At 70.9% G+C, this 16,008-nt stretch carries 15 protein-coding genes; 7 read left to right on the top strand and 8 right to left on the bottom strand.

Annotated features, from left to right (window positions below):
- Both ABZS66_RS53615 and ABZS66_RS53620 read right to left on the bottom strand, forming a co-directional pair.
- A partial coding sequence (locus tag ABZS66_RS53615; protein ID WP_354771316.1) for a sigma factor occupies positions 1 to 423 on the bottom strand: 423 nt, incomplete at its 3' end.
- Entirely contained in the window at positions 411 to 782 is a 372-nt protein-coding gene (locus ABZS66_RS53620) for a YciI family protein (RefSeq protein WP_354771318.1), read from the bottom strand. The genes ABZS66_RS53620 and ABZS66_RS53615, both read right to left, overlap by 13 nt.
- Positions 783 to 867: 85 nt before the next feature.
- On the opposite strand from ABZS66_RS53620, the gene ABZS66_RS53625 reads away from it, so the two are divergent.
- Positions 868 to 1,290 carry a nuclear transport factor 2 family protein gene (locus ABZS66_RS53625; RefSeq protein WP_354771319.1) on the top strand — a complete coding sequence of 141 codons (423 nt, stop codon included), beginning with the start codon at positions 868 to 870 and terminating at the stop codon, positions 1,288 to 1,290.
- An 11-nt stretch (positions 1,291 to 1,301) separates the two neighbouring features.
- On the opposite strand, the gene ABZS66_RS53630 is transcribed toward ABZS66_RS53625, so the two are convergent.
- From ABZS66_RS53630 to ABZS66_RS53645, 4 genes are all read right to left on the bottom strand, one after another.
- Positions 1,302 to 3,134 carry a DUF4118 domain-containing protein gene (locus tag ABZS66_RS53630; RefSeq protein ID WP_354771320.1) on the bottom strand — a complete coding sequence of 611 codons (1,833 nt, stop codon included), beginning with the start codon at positions 3,132 to 3,134 and terminating at the stop codon, positions 1,302 to 1,304.
- A 169-nt stretch (positions 3,135 to 3,303) separates the two neighbouring features.
- Positions 3,304 to 3,825 (bottom strand): GAF domain-containing protein, encoded by a 522-nt coding sequence (locus ABZS66_RS53635; RefSeq protein WP_354771322.1) that lies wholly within the window; start codon positions 3,823 to 3,825, stop codon positions 3,304 to 3,306.
- Between the two features lie 192 nt (positions 3,826 to 4,017).
- Positions 4,018 to 5,265, bottom strand: a complete 1,248-nt coding sequence (locus ABZS66_RS53640) for a D-alanyl-D-alanine carboxypeptidase (protein ID WP_354771324.1) — start codon at positions 5,263 to 5,265, stop codon at positions 4,018 to 4,020.
- A 200-nt stretch (positions 5,266 to 5,465) separates the two neighbouring features.
- Complete coding sequence (locus ABZS66_RS53645) at positions 5,466 to 5,780, bottom strand: hypothetical protein (protein ID WP_354771326.1); 315 nt, start codon at positions 5,778 to 5,780, stop codon at positions 5,466 to 5,468.
- A gap of 436 nt (positions 5,781 to 6,216) precedes the next feature.
- Here ABZS66_RS53645 and ABZS66_RS53650 point away from each other — a divergent pair, with 436 nt between their 5' ends.
- From ABZS66_RS53650 to ABZS66_RS53665, 4 genes are read left to right on the top strand one after another with little or no spacing between them, the layout of a single operon-like run.
- Positions 6,217 to 7,485, top strand: a complete 1,269-nt coding sequence (locus ABZS66_RS53650) for an ABC transporter substrate-binding protein (RefSeq protein WP_354771328.1) — start codon at positions 6,217 to 6,219, stop codon at positions 7,483 to 7,485.
- Positions 7,486 to 7,503: 18 nt separating this feature from the next.
- Positions 7,504 to 8,481 carry a sugar ABC transporter permease gene (locus ABZS66_RS53655; RefSeq protein WP_354771330.1) on the top strand — a complete coding sequence of 326 codons (978 nt, stop codon included), beginning with the start codon at positions 7,504 to 7,506 and terminating at the stop codon, positions 8,479 to 8,481.
- Positions 8,478 to 9,371: a carbohydrate ABC transporter permease gene (locus ABZS66_RS53660; RefSeq protein ID WP_354771332.1), complete on the top strand. Its 894-nt coding sequence runs from the start codon at positions 8,478 to 8,480 to the stop codon at positions 9,369 to 9,371. Before ABZS66_RS53655 ends, ABZS66_RS53660 begins: the two co-directional genes overlap by 4 nt.
- The gene (locus tag ABZS66_RS53665; RefSeq protein ID WP_354771334.1) at positions 9,368 to 13,366 is read left to right on the top strand and encodes a glycoside hydrolase family 38 C-terminal domain-containing protein; all 3,999 of its coding nucleotides are present in this window, start codon (positions 9,368 to 9,370) and stop codon (positions 13,364 to 13,366) included. Before ABZS66_RS53660 ends, ABZS66_RS53665 begins: the two co-directional genes overlap by 4 nt.
- Here ABZS66_RS53665 and ABZS66_RS53670 read toward each other — a convergent pair.
- Entirely contained in the window at positions 13,350 to 14,165 is an 816-nt protein-coding gene (locus ABZS66_RS53670; protein WP_354771336.1) for a MerR family transcriptional regulator, read from the bottom strand. The genes ABZS66_RS53665 and ABZS66_RS53670 overlap by 17 nt on opposite strands.
- Before the next feature lie 80 nt (positions 14,166 to 14,245).
- Between ABZS66_RS53670 and ABZS66_RS53675 the strand changes: the two genes are divergently transcribed.
- Together ABZS66_RS53675 and ABZS66_RS53680 are read left to right on the top strand one after the other, a co-directional pair.
- Positions 14,246 to 14,590: a nuclear transport factor 2 family protein gene (locus tag ABZS66_RS53675; protein WP_354771338.1), complete on the top strand. Its 345-nt coding sequence runs from the start codon at positions 14,246 to 14,248 to the stop codon at positions 14,588 to 14,590.
- Positions 14,587 to 15,432: an SDR family NAD(P)-dependent oxidoreductase gene (locus ABZS66_RS53680; RefSeq protein ID WP_354771340.1), complete on the top strand. Its 846-nt coding sequence runs from the start codon at positions 14,587 to 14,589 to the stop codon at positions 15,430 to 15,432. Before ABZS66_RS53675 ends, ABZS66_RS53680 begins: the two co-directional genes overlap by 4 nt.
- 54 nt (positions 15,433 to 15,486) lie before the next feature.
- Here the strand turns inward: ABZS66_RS53680 and ABZS66_RS53685 are convergent, their stop codons facing one another.
- Positions 15,487 to 15,909, bottom strand: a complete 423-nt coding sequence (locus tag ABZS66_RS53685) for a hypothetical protein (RefSeq protein ID WP_354771341.1) — start codon at positions 15,907 to 15,909, stop codon at positions 15,487 to 15,489.
- Positions 15,910 to 16,008: the final 99 nt, after the last annotated feature.

A 16,008-nucleotide genomic window follows, 5' to 3' on the forward strand; every position in this document is an offset into this window, starting at 1 on the left:
CGTGGCCTCCGGCAGCAGCAGGGCCCGGGCGATCTCCGCGGTGGTGAGCCCGCCGACCGCCCGGAGGGTGAGGGTGACCCGCGCCGGCACGGTCAGCGCGGGATGACAGCAGAGCAGCAGCAGCGCGAGCTCGTCGTCGCCGCGGACCTCGGGTGCCGGCTCGTGCCATACCGTCTCCTCGCGCCGCCGCCGGGCGGTCTCGTTGCGCAGCAGTTCCACCCGGCGGCGACCGGCGACGGTGATCAGCCAGTTCCGCGGCTGCGCGGGGACGCCGGTCTCGGGCCACTGCCGGACGGCCGCCAGCAGTGCCTCCTGGACCGCGTCCTCGCACGCCTCGAAGTCGCCGTAGTGGCGCACCACCGCGGCCAGGACCTGCGGGGCCAGCTCGCGCAGCAGGTCCGGCAGCCCGTTCAGATCTCCCATGTGCTCATGTCCAGGACCGGCCGCACCTCAACTCTGGTGTAGGCCGCGTCCGGCGCCTTCGCGGCCCAGGCAACGGCCTCGTCGAGATCCGCGACGTCGATCAGGTAGAAGCCGGCCAGATGCTCCTTGACCTCGGCGTACGGGCCGTCCGAGGTGAACGTCCTGCCGTCGCGAACGGAGACCTGGGTGGCCAGCGCCGGATCGCCCAGCCCCTCGCTGGCCACCAGCACGCCGGCCTCGCGCATCTGCTCGGTGAGCCCAAGGTGGCCGAGACCGAAGTCGGTGCGCTGCTGGTCGGTCAGCGTCTCCCAGACCGCGAGGGACTGCGGGTTGGACTGGATCAGGATGACGTACCTCATGAGTTCTCCCCTTTCTCTCGCCAAGGATGTCGAAACCGGCCGCCCCGGCTTCGACGTCCCGGCAAAGAGAAGGGTGGAACCCGTCATGGACGAGATCCGGGAAGTCATCGAACGCAAGGCCGCGCTGCTGGAGACCGGCGACGCCAAGGCCGTCCTGTCGCACTATGCCGACACGTTCGTCGAGTACAACCTCGCCCCGCCGCTGCGGCAGCCGGGCGACGGACGCGACCCGGCGGCGCTGGAGGCCTGGATGGCGACCTTCGAGGCGCCACCGTGCCGGGAGGTGACCCAGCTGGAGATCACCGCGGACGGCCACGTGGCGTTCGCGACCAGCATCGACTGCCTGTCGGCCACGCCGCGCGGCTCCACCGAGAGCTTCAGTCTCTGGTTCCGGGTGACGCTGGGGCTGCGCCGCATCGACGGGCGCTGGCTGGTGACCCACGAGCACGAATCGGTGCCGTTCGAGATGGACGGTTCGTTCCGCGCCTCGGTCACACTGCTGCCGTGAACGGGCGGCGGTCATGCCTCGTCGATCGGGATCTTGACCAGGAGTGCTGTGCCGTGGCTGGCCGGGCTCACGACTTCCATGTGGCCGCCGATGGCCTCGATGCGATCCTGCAGGCCGATCAGTCCGGTTCCCTTGCTGAGGCAGGCTCCGCCGATGCCGTCGTCCTGGATCGAGAGCCGGAACACCGCATCCTCCGCCTCGGCGTTGACGTGCACCATGGTCGCTCGGGCGTGCTTGGCGGCGTTGGCGAGCGCTTCGGACACGATGTAGTACACGGCCACCTCGGTGTGCTCGGGCAGCCGCCGGCTGATGTTCAGGTCCAGTTCCACCGGAATCCCGCTCCGGCGGGCGAGCGTCCTGATCGAGGCGCCGAGCCCGCCCTTGGACATGATCGCCGGATGGATCCCCCGCGATACCTCCTGCAGGCTCTTGAAGACGCTGTTCAGGCCCTGCGCGGTGTGTGACAGCTGCGCCCGGTACCTGTTCAGCTCGGGCGGCATCGATGCCTCGGTCATGCTCAGTTCGAGCCCGAGCGAGACGACACGTTGCAGTACACCATCGTGCAGATCTCGTTCGAACTGTCGTCGAGCGTTGTCGGCGGCGGTGACGATGCGGGTGCGGGATGCGGCGAGCTGCGCGCGGTGCTCGACGTTGGCGATCGCGGTGGCGATGAGGTCGCTGAAGTCGGCCAGGCGCGTTTCGGCGGTGGGCGGTATGGCCTCGGCCGTGAACGACATCACCGCGAGCACGCCCCAGAGGCGGCCCTGAACCATGACGGGAACGCCCACCGCTGAGCGGATGCCCAGCCGGCGCGCGGTCGCCGCGGCCGGGCCCGTGGCATTGTCGTAGCTGTCGATCCGGGCCGGACGCCTGGTGCGGATGACCTTCCCGATGACGTTGTCCCCTTCGAGCGGGATGGACGTCGGGCCGTTCAGCTCGCTGAGACCCGCAAAGCGGGTGGCGGTGCAGTTCGACTCGTAGCGCATCAGGGCAGTGCGGACCCGACCGAGGGTCCGGCAGAGTTCTTCCGTCATCGCGTCGAACACGTCGGTGAGTGGGGCACCACGGGCGACCAGCGTGGCCACGCACCGCCACGCGGCCTGTTCCTCCGTGAGCATGGTGGACTCTTCGCGGCTCGCCTTCAGCGAGTTGACGATCGTCTCGTGGTCGCGTGCCGCGCGCAGCAGCGACTCCAGCGTCGGGACCACCCGTTTCCGCAGGCGTTCCAGCGTCTGTTCGGGGAGGTCCGCCGGAGCCAGCAGGGTGCCCAGGCACGTCGCGCCGTCACACAGCGGGAATGCGGCGCGTTGCGCGTCCCCGGGAACCGCATCGAGCTCGATTGCCGCGAACCGCAGCCCGAGCATCTGCGCGAGCCGCTGTGACGCCGGGCCCAGCGTCAAGCGCAGATCGTCTGCGCACACCATGTGCTTCGCCAGTTCGGCGGCGAGGGCGGCCTCCTGACGGCGTTCGGACGCCTCGGCTGCGCGGGAGCGGGCCAGGTCGGCAAGGCGGCAGGTTGCCAGCCCGGCCGCGATGAACACCGCGACGGTCAGCAGATCCCGGCGCGCGGTGAACTCGAACGACCGGAAGGGCGGCACGTGAAAGTAGTTGAAGGCGAGGGCGCTGGCAACGGCCGTCACGACGCTGAGCCAGGGCTTCCACACCATTGATACGGCCAGGATGCCGCAAAGGAAGACCACACCCGTGGCGGCCGACGGAGGATCTCCCCGCAGGGGGTACAGCACCAGGGTCTCCGCCGCGATGAACGCCACGGCGACGACCAGCCCGAGCCAGAGCGGTGGCGGCTTCGGCCTCAGCAGCAACGGAACCAGGTTTGCGGACACCGGCGACCGTCTTTCACCTCGCCGTCAACACGCGCCGCCTGCGCCTACGGTCACCGCGGATGCGGACCGTGGATCGTGGGCGTGCTGACACAGCTTCCTGCAAGGGGGATTTTACCGCAAAAGTAACGGTTTCATGAACACAGCGCCCCTTGCATGACGATGAGTCCCGCTACCCGGATGCGCCGGTCGCCCCCGAGCTCACCAGCCTGGTCGGCCCCGACGCCATGAGGCGTGCCAGCGCCGCGCCGGCTGCCTCGGCCAGTGCCTGCAGTCGGGTCAGTTCCTCGTCGGTGACCTGGTGCGGCTGAATCCAGTAAGCGCCGATCGCACCGAGCGGGTCCTCGACGCGCATCGGGACGATGACGAGGCTCTTCACGAACGTCGGTCGGTACGCCTCCTGCGGCACCCGCTCGTCGACCTGGATGTCCGGCACGATGGCCGGCTGACGATTGAGCATCGACCACCCACTGATGCATTGCTGCACCGGGAATCGCTGGCCCTTCCACAGCGGGCTCACCGCGTCCTCGTCGGCGTAGAAGCAGTACCCGTGGTCCAGCAGCACCACGGTGGACCCGTGAGCGTCCGCCAACCGCCTGGCGGTGCTGCGGATGATCTGTTGCGCCTGCTCCAGGTCCTGCACCAGGGCGAGGTCGGCCACCGCGGTGTACAGCAGCTCGGACTTGTCCATCATCGATGGTCCTTCCCATCGGGATGTCTGGGGTCGTCTCCAGCGCGCTCCCAACTTCATTGTCCGACGTTCCAGCGTTGCCGACAACGCTCGGCGATCGTCGGGAACCGGCGGCCGCCATTGCGCATAGTCAGGTTGTTCCCACCTTTCGCAAGGAGTCCTCATCCTTTCCGGATGATCGTCGCCGTTTCGCACTCACCCCTGCGTGACGCGTTCCCACCAGCTCGGCGGTGCGAGCGCGTCGGTGGCCTGCACGGCGGTGGTCACGGCCGGGCCCGAGGCGGTCAGCTTGAGCGTGCCGGCGTCGGTGCCCGCTGCGATGCGGCCCGGCAGGGCGCCCACCGTGTCGATCCGGTAGGTCAGGCCGGGCCAGCCGAGCACGTCCACGTCGCCGGTCGCGGCGAGGGCCGTGCTCCTGCCCGTCGGTCCACGGAGGGTCGCCACGACCTCGCCGGCGTGCACGACCTTGTACTTGTGCAACAGGCCGGTGCTGGCCTGGATGAGGCGACGGGTGGCCTCGAAGGCGTCCGCCGTACTCGGGCCGGGAGCGAGCACGGCACCGATGATCCTGAGCCGTTGCCCCTCCGCGGAGAACTCGGCCGCGAAGAGCAGGCAGCCGCCGGCCTGGTCGGTGAAGCCGGTCTTGATGCCGACGAGCCCGTCCTTGCCGAGCTGCGTGTTGACGTTCCCGACCTCCCCGACGACGGGCAGCGTGGCCTTCGACATCGCCACGATCTGCGCCAGCACCGGTAGCTGCATCGCCGTCCGGGCCAGGGTGACCTGGTCGTCGGCGGTGCTGACGGTGGACGCTTCGAGCCCGGACGGGTCGGTGTACTTCGTATTGGTCATCCCGAGCTGGGCCGCGGCCTCGTTCATCTTCGTGACGAACGCGGCGCTGCTACCCGCGTCCCACCGGGCGAGGATGTGGGCGATGTTGTTGGCCGAGGGCAGGAGCAGGGCCTGGAGGGCCTGCCGTTCGGTGAGGACCTCGCCGGCGACCACCCGGACCACCGACTGGTCGGAGGCGACCTGGCCCGGGTAGGCGGCGGCCTCCTCCGGCGAGACGGTCAGCGTAGGGCCGTTCTCGTCGAGGCCCAGGGGATGGTCCCGCAGGATCAGGTACGCGGTCATCACCTTGGCGACGCTGGCGATCGGCACGGGTCGTGACCCACCGGAGCTGCCCAGCCGGCCGAGCCCGTCGATCTCGACCGTCGCCTGCCCTTTCTGCGGCCACGGCAACACCGGCGCGACGCCAGGGATCGTGTACGTCTGCGGGAGGGTCTGCCTGATCTGCGGCGCCGGCACTGTGCGGGTCAGCCTGAACGTGACGAACCCGATGGCGGCGAGCACCACGACCGCCGCGGCCACGGACACCCACAGCCGCAGCCTCTGACGACGAACCGGCGGCGGCGCGACCACCGGCTCCACACTGATCTTGGTCAACCCGAACCCCCACGGCGGATCGCTCGAAGCGCAAGCCGTGCCAGGAGCACGGCGATCCGCCGCTACCCAATGCGCCCGGCGGCTAACGTCCGAAACGCTCGATCGACGCCAGGCGGCCAGGAAGCTGGCGGCAACCGGTCCCGGCCCGGCCCGGCGCGAGGCGCCGCCGTTACAGCAGACCTGCCTGGGCGTGGTGCTGCCTAGAGATCGACGTGGTCGATCGGGCGATCGGCCGGCTCGGTGTACTCGGTCAGGGTGAACCGGTGACGCTCCTCGGCGGGGTGCACGGTCACGGCCACCGTGCTCTCGTCCTCGAATCGCAGGATGAAGACGGGATCGAGGTCGCAGAGGAAGGCGAACCCGTCGCGGTCCTCCTCGTCGTCGCCGGCCACGAAGCCATGGGCGTCCCAGCCGGTACTGCTGGTGGCAATCACGACTGCCACCTCGACGCTCGCGAGCAGCGTGGAGGAGTTCGCCCACCAGTCCAGCCAGGCGCGACCCTCGAAGCTGTCCATGGTCGTCATCATCCCAACGACGAGCTGGGCGTGGAGCCCAGGTGTTCGAGCAGTTCCTTGCGGGCGTGGCGGCTGACCGTGCAATTGTTGCTGAGTGGATAATACGAATATTCACCGTAATTCGGACTTTACAGGCTTAAAGCGGTCGAGCTAGAGTCTCGGACAGTTGGGGTCGTCACAGCGAGGTTTTGCTGCGGCCGGCGCCGACCGCCGCCACGGAGGCCGGGTGCACTGCGCTGTTGACCGCATTGCACGAAGTTGTCGTCCTGCTAGCGCCTCCGCCGCGGCCTCGCGCCTGTGCCCGCTCGACCGGGCCGGCGACGGCCCCACCCCGGGCCGATCTCAGATCCGGTGACGCACTCGTCGTGCGGCGATGCCGTGCGTCGTTTTTCTGCGTCCGATCCTGCCAGCAGTCCAAAGACCTGAAGGAGATCCGATGCGCACCCGCAGGCCCGCAGCGTTGACCGCGCTGATGCTGGGCTGCTTGGCGCTTGTCGCGACGGCGGTCGGCGCGTGCGGCACCGCCAAGCCGGGCCAGACGCAGCTCGTGGTCGAGATCTTCGGCGACCTGGGCTACCGCGACCTGTACACCAAGTACGAGCAGAGCCATCCCGGGATCAAGATCGTCGAGCACATCGTCTCGTACGACGACCACCACAAGAACCTGCAGGCGCACCTGCTGGGTGGATCGGGAACCGGCGACATCGAGGCCATCGACGGCGGCTACATCGCGCAGTTCAAGGTCATGTCCGACAAGTTCGTCGACTTCAGGGACTACGGCGCCGACCCGGGCCAGTGGCTGCCGTGGAAGTCGCAGCAGGCCACCGGCACCGACGGCAGCCTGATGGGGCTGGGAGCCGACGTCGGCGGCCTGGCGATGTGCTACCGCCGGGACCTGTTCGCACAGGCTGGCCTGCCGACCGACCGCGACCAGGTCGCCGCGCTGTGGCCGGACTGGGAGTCGTACATCGCGACCGGCAAGCGGTTCAAGGCCAACGCGCCCGACGGCGTGGCCTGGTTCGACTCCGGTTCCAACGTCTTCAACGCCATCATCAACCAGGCGCCGGTCGGCTACACCGCCCCCGGCAACACCGTGGTGGTGGCGGACAACCCGGCCGTCAAGAACGCGTTCAACCTCGCGGTCGAGGCCGTGCAGGCCGGCGAGTCGGCGAAGCTGGCGACGTTCAGCCAGCAGTGGAACGCCGGGTTCCAGCAGGGATCGTTCGCCACCGTGGCCTGCCCGGCGTGGATGACCGACACCATCAAGCAGAACGCGCCACAGACCAGCGGCAAGTGGGACATTGCCAAGGTCCCCGGCGGCAGCGGCAACTGGGGCGGCTCCTTCCTGACGGTGCCGAAGCAGAGCAAGCACCAGGCGGAGGCCGCCGCGCTCGCCAGGTTCCTGACCGCGCCAGAGCAGGCGAGCTGGATCTTCCGCACCCAGGGCCACCTGCCCAGCCAGGCCGCGCTCTACGACGACCCGGCCGTGCTCGGCAACACCAACGCGTTCTTCAACAACGCGCCCACCGGCCGGATCTTCACCGAGGCGGCGAGAACCCTGCGGCCGCAGTACCAGGGCCCGAAGGACGGCGACATCGGACCGCTGATCGGCCTCGGGATCACCCGGGTCGACAAGGGCAAGCAGAGACCCGACCAGGCGTGGCGCCAAGTGCTCAAGGACGTCGCGAATGCCACCGAGCCGTAGAAAGGAACGACGAGCCAGATGGCAGTAATCGCACCTCCGCCGGTGTTGAGCGAGCAGCGGGACACCGAACCGGTCAAGGTCGAGCGGTGGTCCCAGCTGCGCCGCAGGTTCGACGTGAGTGGCACGCCGTACCTCTACATCGCACCCTTCTTCGTGGTGTTCGCGGCGTTCGGGCTGTTCCCGCTGCTCTACACCGGCTGGATGACGCTCACCCAGTGGAACCGCGACATTCCCGGCAGCGACCACACGTTCGTCGGGCTGAACAACTTCGTGCGGCTCATCCAGGACGACTACTTCTGGAACGCGCTGCGCAACACCGCCGCGATCGGCCTGCTGGGCACCGTGCCGCAGCTGCTGCTCGCGATGTGGATCGCCCACCTGCTGCACCGCCGGATGCGCGGGCGAACCCTGCTGCGGATGGGCGTCCTGCTGCCCAACATCACCTCGGTGGCCGCCGTCGGCGTGATCTTCGCCCAGCTGTTCGGACGGGACCTCGGCCTGATCAACTGGGTGCTCAGCCTGGTCGGCCTGGGCAAGGTCGACTGGCAGTCGGGCACCTGGCAGTCGTGGGTGGCGCTGGCCGTCATCCTGACCTGGCGCTGGACCGGCTACAACGCCCTGATCTACCTCGCCGCGCTGCAGGCCGTCTCGGACGACCTCTACGAGGCGGCGGACCTCGACGGCGCCGGCCAGTTCCGGAAGTTCCGGACCATCACCGTCCCGGCGCTGCGCCCGACCATCATCTTCAGCGTGATCATGTCGACCATCGGCACGATCCAGCTGTTCACCGAACCGCTGATGTTCAACCCGGGGATGAGCCCGACCGGCGGCGACTCCCGCCAGTTCCAGACCCTCGCCATGTACGTGTACGAGCAGTTCTGGACCCACGGCAAGTACTCCTACGCCGCCACGGTCTCCTGGGCCATGTTCCTGATCATCGTGCTGGCGGTCGGCGCGAACTACCTGCTCTCCCGACGCATTCGGAGCTCCTCATGACGACCCTGATACCGGTCTCCCGTGCCATGACCGGCGACCGCCGCGGCCGCGGACGGTCCCCGGCGCCGGGCCAGCGCCGCGCCGGAAAGAGGACCTACCTGCTGCTGGGGCTCATCACCGCGGTGTCGGCGTTCCCGCTGTACTGGTCGCTGGTCGCGGCGTCCAACGACAACTCCGCGGCGGGGAGCTGGCCGCCCCGGCTGCTGCCCGGCAGCCACCTGTGGGAGAACCTGCAGCGGGCGTACACCCAGGCGAACTTCGGCCTCGCCCTGGCCAACTCGATGATCGTCGCGACCCTGGTCACGGTCTCCGTGGTGCTCACCAGCACCCTGGCCGGTTTCGCGTTCGCGAAGCTCAAGTTCCGCGGCGGCAACGCGCTGCTCGGGTTCCTGCTCGTGACGATGATGGTGCCGGCCCAACTGGGCATCATCCCGCTGTACATCATGATGTCGCAATGGCTGGGCTGGACCGGGCACCTGCAGGCGGTCATCGTCCCGGCGGCCACCTCCGCGTTCGGCGTCTTCCTGATGCGTCAGTACCTCTCCGAGGCGCTGCCCGACGCGCTCCTGGAGGCCGGCCGGATGGACGGATGCTCGACACACCGGCTGTACTGGCACGTCGTGCTGCCGGCGGCGCGGCCCGTCGCCGCGGTGCTCGCGCTGTTCACCTTCATGAACTCCTGGAACGACTTCTTCTGGCCGCTGCTGGCCCTGGGTCAGGGCAACCCGACCACCCAGGTCGCACTGTCCACACTGGCCGGTGGCTACTACATGGACTACTCGCTCGTACTTGCCGGAACCCTGATCAGCACGGCGCCCGTGCTGCTGGTGTTCCTCTTCCTCGGCAAGCAGATCATCGGCGGGATCATGCAGGGGGCGGTGAAGGCGTGACCTGGACCGTCTGGCTCATCCCGCACTTCCACTACGACCCGGTGTGGTGGAACACCCAGTCCGCATACACCGAGACCTGGGATCAGACGCAGGCCCCGGACGCGGGCGATGCGCGCTTCGCCTGGCCCGGGCACAGCGCGTTCACCCTCGTCAAGGCGCACCTGGCGAAGGTCCGCGAGGATCCGCAGTACAGCGTGGTCCTCGCCGAGGTCGACTACCTCAAGCCCTACTGGGACACGTATCCCGAGGACCGCGCGCTCATCCGGCGACTCATCGCGGAGGGCCGCCTGGAGCTGGTCGGCGGCACCTACAACGAGCCCAACACCAACCTCACCGGCATCGAGACGACGATCCGCAACGCCGTGCACGGCACCGGGTTCCAGCGGCACGTCGTCGGCGGCGTCCCGTCCACCGCGTGGCAGCTGGACGTGTTCGGCCACGATCCGCAGTTCGCGCAGGTGATGGCCGGCGCCGGGCTGACCTCGATCGCCTTCGCCCGCGGCCCCCACCACCAGTGGGGGCCCATGCTGACCAGCTGGAACATCCGCGAGCATCGCAAGCCGTTCGCGCCGACCCAGTTCCCCACCGAGTTCGAGTGGGTGTCGCCCGGCGGCGACGGCCTGCTCACCCACTACATGGCCGCCCACTACTCGGCCGGCTTCAGCCTCGACGCCGCCCAGGACCCGCAGACCGCGGCGGCGGAGCTGCACGAGCTGTTCACCCAGCTGAGCCCGGCCGCCGCGACCCGCAACGTCATGATCCCGATGGGCAGCGACTTCAGCCCACCCATGCGCTGGGTCACCGAGCTGCGCGAGGCCTGGGACGAGCGGTACCCGCAGGTGCGGCTGCGGTACGGCCTGCCGCGCGACTTCTTCACCGCCGTGCGGGACGAGCTCGCCGCGAGAGGTGTGCACGCCACGCCGCAGACCCGCGACATGAACCCGATCTACACCGGCAAGGACGTCACCGCGATCGACACCAAGCAGGCCCACCGCCGGGTGGAGACGCTCCTGCTGGACGCCGAGAAGTGGGCCACCTTCGCCGCGCTGCACGGCGCCGCCTACCCCGCCGCAGCCGTCGACAAGGCGTGGCGGCTGCTGCTGTTCGGCGCACACCACGACGCGGTCACCGGCACCCAGTCCGACCAGGTCTACCTCGACCTGGTCGCCGGCTGGCGCGAGGCGCACGACCTGGCCGCCGACGTCGACCGGTCGGCCCGCCGGCACCTGGCCCGCCACGTCGACACCCGCGGGGACGGCACCGCGGTCGTCGTGTTCAACCCGCTGGCGCACCCCCGGACGGACACCGTCGACCTCGAGATCGACCTCGACCCGGCCGTGGGCGTCACGCTCACCGACGACGGCGGGGCCCCGGTCCCGTACCTCACCGAGGTCCTCACGCACGCCGCCGACGGGCAGCCGGGCCGGGCGCTGCTGCGGTGGGTCGCCCGCGACGTGCCGTCGATGGGCTACCGCACCTACCGCCTGCTGCCGGGCACCGGGGAGGCGTCGGCGTCCGCGTGGCAACCCGCCGAGGGAGCGGGCATCGCCAACGGTCGCTACCGGGTTCGTGCGGACCCCGCGCGGGGCGGCGCCCTGACCGAGATCACCGACCTCGCCGCCGGCCGGGACCTCCTCCCGCCGGGCCGGGTCGGCAACGAGCTGGTCTGCGTCGCCGAGCACCGCGACCATCCCGAGTTCGGCGAGGGCCCGTGGCACCTGCTCCCGCACGCCGTCGCCTGGCGCAGCGCGGACACCCCGGCCACCGTCACCGTCGAACGCTGCCCGATCGGCGAGCGCATCACGGCCACCGCCGAGATCGACGGATGCCGCTACACGCAGCAGACCACCCTGTGGTACGGCATCGACCGGATCGACTTCGCCACGGGCATCGACGGGTTCGCCGCCACCGACCGGCTCCTGCGGGTGCGCATACCCTGCGACGTCCCCGGCGGCATGCCCGTCAGCGAGACCGCGGCCGCCGTCATCGGCCGTGGCTACGCCCTGCTCGACGCCGACGCGGCGGAGCACCCCCGGACTCTGGACAACACTGCGCACCAGTGGTTCGGCCTCGGCGCGGCACTGACCGTCCACCTGCACGACCCACAGGATCGCTCAGGGAGTGCTGACCGCTCGCGAGCGGTGTCCATCGCCGAGATCGTCGTCCCCGACGGCGACGAGGGCCTGCCCTCGACCCGGCGGCTCGCCGTCGGGCTGGCCCGGGCGGGCGTCACCGCCACCGTGACGCGCGCGACGGGCAACCGTTACGGCGCGCTGGACACCGACTCCAACCTCCCCGACTGCCGCGTCGCGATCGGCACCCCGCAGCGCAACGCGTTCGTCGCCGAGCTCCTCGACCGGGCACCGGCGCCGTTCGCCGCCGAACTCGCCGCTCAGCTCGCGGCCACCGGCACGGCCCGGCTCTGGGTCCCGGCCGAGCGGCCGCTCGGCGAGGTCTGGAGGCCGGGTGCCGACGTGCGCTCGATCCGGGACCTGCCCGTCCTGCTGGTCGCCGGCAACGACGCGGACGCCGAGCGGCGGGCCCTCACCGGGCTCCTCGACGACGCCGGCGACGCGAACGTGCACGTCACGCAGCCGTCCGCGCTGCACCACGGCGAGACGACCGTCGACGACTACGCCGTCGCCCTGCTCAACCGCGGCACCCCCGGCTTCGCGGTCGAGCCCGACGGCACGCTGAACATGTCGCTGGCCCGCGCGTGCACCGGCTGGCCCACCGGGACCGCGATCAACTTCCCGGACCTCAACGCACCCGGCGGGCGCAGCTTCCAGCACCTCACCAGCCGGCGCTTCGAGTACCACCTGGTGAGCGGCCCCGGCGGATGGCGCACCGCCGGGTTCGTCGCCGCCGGCCAGTCCGTCAACCATCCGCTCGCCGCGACCGCCGCGCCGGCTGGCGACGGGGCGCTGCCGGCCACCGGATCCCTGCTGAGCGTCGAGCCCGCCGGGGACTTCGTCGTCACCGCGGTCAAGCCGCTGGGGGAGCCGCTCGCCACCGGCTCCGCGACACCCGCCGACCCGTGCGACAGCCTGGTCGTCCGCGGCTACGAGCCGCACGGCCGGTCCGGCAGCGTCGCGATCCGCCTCGCCGGCGGTATCGCCGCGGCCTCGGCCGCCGACCTGCTCGACCGTGCCGGCGCGCCTCTCGAGCACGACGGCCGGGAGCTGCGGTTCGACGTCGAGGGGTACCGGATCACGTCGTTGGCCCTGTCACCGGCCCGCGCCGAGCGGGGCGGGACAGCGCTCGCGGCGAGCACCGAACCCGTGCAGCCCGTGTTCACCCGCTACTGGCTGCACAACTGCGGCCCCGCGCCCATGGGCAACCTGCCGGTCGCGCTCACCCTGCGGCCCGACGACCAGCCGCACAACGACGGCGCCGCGGCCGGCGTGCGGCTGTGCGCCCAGGTCGTCTGCGACGACACCGACGCCGGCTACGACGGGGAGCTGCTCGTCAGCGCGCCGGAGGGCTGGATCGCCACCCCTCAGTCGAAGTGGGTGACCGTCGCCGCGGGCGGCCACCTCGGCGTGCCCGTCACCGTCACGGCGCCCGACGACGCCGAACCCGGCTGGTACGCGGTCGCGGCGAGCATCACCCACCGGGGCCAGGAGCTGCAGGACGCCCTCGTCGTGCCAGTGGGCCGGCCCGCATCCGGGCCGCTGCTGCACGCCCGCGCCGAGGACCGGGAGCTCACGCTGACCCCCGGGGCGCGTGGCCACGTCCGCGTGCGGGTGAGCCACGACCTGCGCACCCCGCTGCAGGGGCACGCCCAGCTCATCACCCCGCACTACATCTGGCCGCTGACGAGCGAGCTGACCCGGGGCTTCACCATCGCGCCCGGGTCCACGCAGAGCGTCGAGTTCCCCCTCACCGTCCCGGTCGGGACGCCACCCGGGGAGTTCTGGGCCCAGCCCAAGATCTGCGCCTTCGGCCGGATCGTGTACTGCGAACCCGTCCGCGTGGTCATCCGCCCGCGGTGAGGCGGAAGATCGGCCAGCCGATCTCGGTGCGCCAGCGGGCCGGATCGTCGGTGTCGCGCGGGCCGACGAGGTACGTCTCGTGGATCGGGCCGTCGACGGCCAGCGCGTGGTCGACCACCCAGGCGCCGAGCCGGCCGTAGGTGACGTCGATGTCGTCGTGCGGGCCCGGGTGCACGGCGACGGCGAGCTCAGCCGCCGGCAGGTCGAGGACCTCGATGCGGTCGGACGCGTGCGGGTCGTGGACCGGGCGGTACACCGTCATGGTGCCGGCGCCCTCGGTGAACAGTTCGTTGGCGTAGCGGCCGCCCGGCGGGCCGGTGCGCCCGGCCGGCGGGTACGCCGCGTCGAGTTCGGCCATCGCCCCGTCGTACCACTGCAGGGAGTCGGCCAGCCGTACGTCGCCGGTGATGGCCGCCACCCTCCGCGCGGCGACCGAGCGGAGCTCGATCCGCAGCCCGGGATCGTCGGGTCGCAGCAGGTGGCGCAGTGCGACGACGGCGCCGCGGGTGCGGTCCAGCGCGTCCTCCAGGCGGCGCAGGTGGCCGGTGATCAGTTCGGTGCGGGCCCGCGGGTCGTCGGTGGCGATGATCGCCTTGACCTCGGCCAGCGGCACGTCGAGCTCGCGCAACCGGTGGATCACCTGAGCCTGCGGAATCTGGTCGGGGGAGTAGTAGCGGTAGCTGGTGTGCGGGTCGACCGCCGCCGGTTCGAGCAGGCCGGCCTCGTGGTATCGCCGCAGGGTCCGCACGCTCAGGTGGGTCACCGTCGCGAACTCGCCGATCGTCAGGCCCGTACGCATACGACGCACTCTGCACCTTCCCGCCGGGAGAGGGTCAACACGCTTGACCCTCTCCCGGCGAGAGGGCCGACGGTAGACCCATGCACGCAATCACACGAGATGCCCTGCCCACCGTCATTACCGAGTACCTCACCGCGCACCAGGCACGCGACCTCGACACGGCCGTCGCCCACTACACGCCCGACGGGATTGTGACCGACGAGGGGAACACCTACCGCGGCCCCGACGAGATCCGCGCCTGGCTGTCCCGCGCGGCGAGCGAATACACGTACACGTCCGAGTTCGTCGGGGCGTACCAGCTGGATGACCAGCACTTCGACGTGGTACATCACCTGGAGGGTGACTTCCCGGGTGGCGTGGCCGACCTGCACTTCCGGTTTGCGCTGCGGGACGCGCGGATCGCCGGGCTGGTGATCGAGCCGTGAGGACCTGGTTCATCACCGGAGGAACCCCCGGCGGGTTCGGGATGGCCTACGCCGAGGCGGCGCTCGAGGCCGGAGACCGGGTGGTCCTGACCGCCCGGCGGACCGAGCCGCTCGACAGCTGGGCGAAGACCCTCCGGGACCGTGTACTCGTGCTGCCGCTCGACGTGACCGACGCCCCCGCGGTCCGGGATGCGGTGGCCGCGGCCGAGGCCCGCTTCGGCGGCATCGACGTGCTGGTCAACAACGCCGGCCGGGGCTGGGTCGGGTCGGTCGAGGGGATGCCCGACGCGGCTGTGCGCGACCTGTTCGAGCTGAACTTCTTCGCCGTGTTGACCGTGACGCGCGCGGTGCTGCCGGGGATGCGCGCCCGCGGCACCGGCTGGATCGTGAACATGTCCTCGGTGGCCGGCCTGCGCGGCGTGGTCGGGTTCGGGTACTACACCGCCGCCAAACACGCGATCGAGGGCCTTACCGCCGTGCTGCGCGAGGAGGTGGCCGATCTCGGCATCCGGGTGCTGGCCGTCGAGCCCGGAGCGTTCCGCACACACGCGTACGCGGGGTTCGCCGGCGAGGCGCTCCGGGAGCCGGTCGCCGCCTACGCGCCGCTGCTGGAGCGGGTCCGCGCCACGATGATCGACCAGGACGGCCGCCAGCCCGGAGACCCGGCCCGTGGTGCCCGCGCCGTCCTCCAGGCCATGAGCCAGGATCCCCCACCGCACCGCCTGGTCCTCGGCGGCGACGCCTTCGAGGCGGTCACCGCGGAACTGGAGGCGGCCCTGGCCGGCATCCGCGCGGGTGAGGGCCTGGCCCGCGGCGCCGACTTCCCGGTCGATCCGGCCTGAGGGCCGACGTCGCTACGACGCAGGCGGCGGCGAACAGACAGCGGCCCGGGGCGATCACGCCCCGGGCCGCTCGGCTGAGCCCCCACGACGTGTCGCGAGGCGGCGGCGCAGGAGGCCGACGGCCAGGCCGGCGACGCCGAGGGCGAGCGGGACGGGCAGGAAACCGCTCTGGCCGCCGTCGTCCCAGTAGGGCAGCCAGCCGAAGGAGGGGGCGGCGAGCAGGACGGACGGCAGGATCCACGCGGTGGCCCGGGATCGCGCATCGCGGCCGAGGGCGCGGGCCCGCGTGGCGATGCCCAGGCCCAGCGCGAGGCAGGCCGGCGTGACCTCCAGCATGAGCAGGCCCGCGACCTCCTCGACGCCTTGAAAGCCGTACTCGTCGTGGTAGTCCCCGGTCCGGGTGATGGCGGTCGCGGCGATGAGGCCGCTGACGTACGCCCAGATGCCGATCACGATGAGCACCCAGCCGACGACCACGCCGCGCGGCCGCTTCCGCCGCTGCCGGGCGGGTGGCGCGGGCTGCCGGGCCAGCGATCGCGGTCAGCCGGTCCTCGCCGTAGTACGTGATCAGCCCGG

Origin of the sequence: Dactylosporangium sp. NPDC005572 (genome assembly GCF_040605515.1) — a bacterium.
GTDB lineage: Bacteria > Actinomycetota > Actinomycetes > Mycobacteriales > Micromonosporaceae > Dactylosporangium.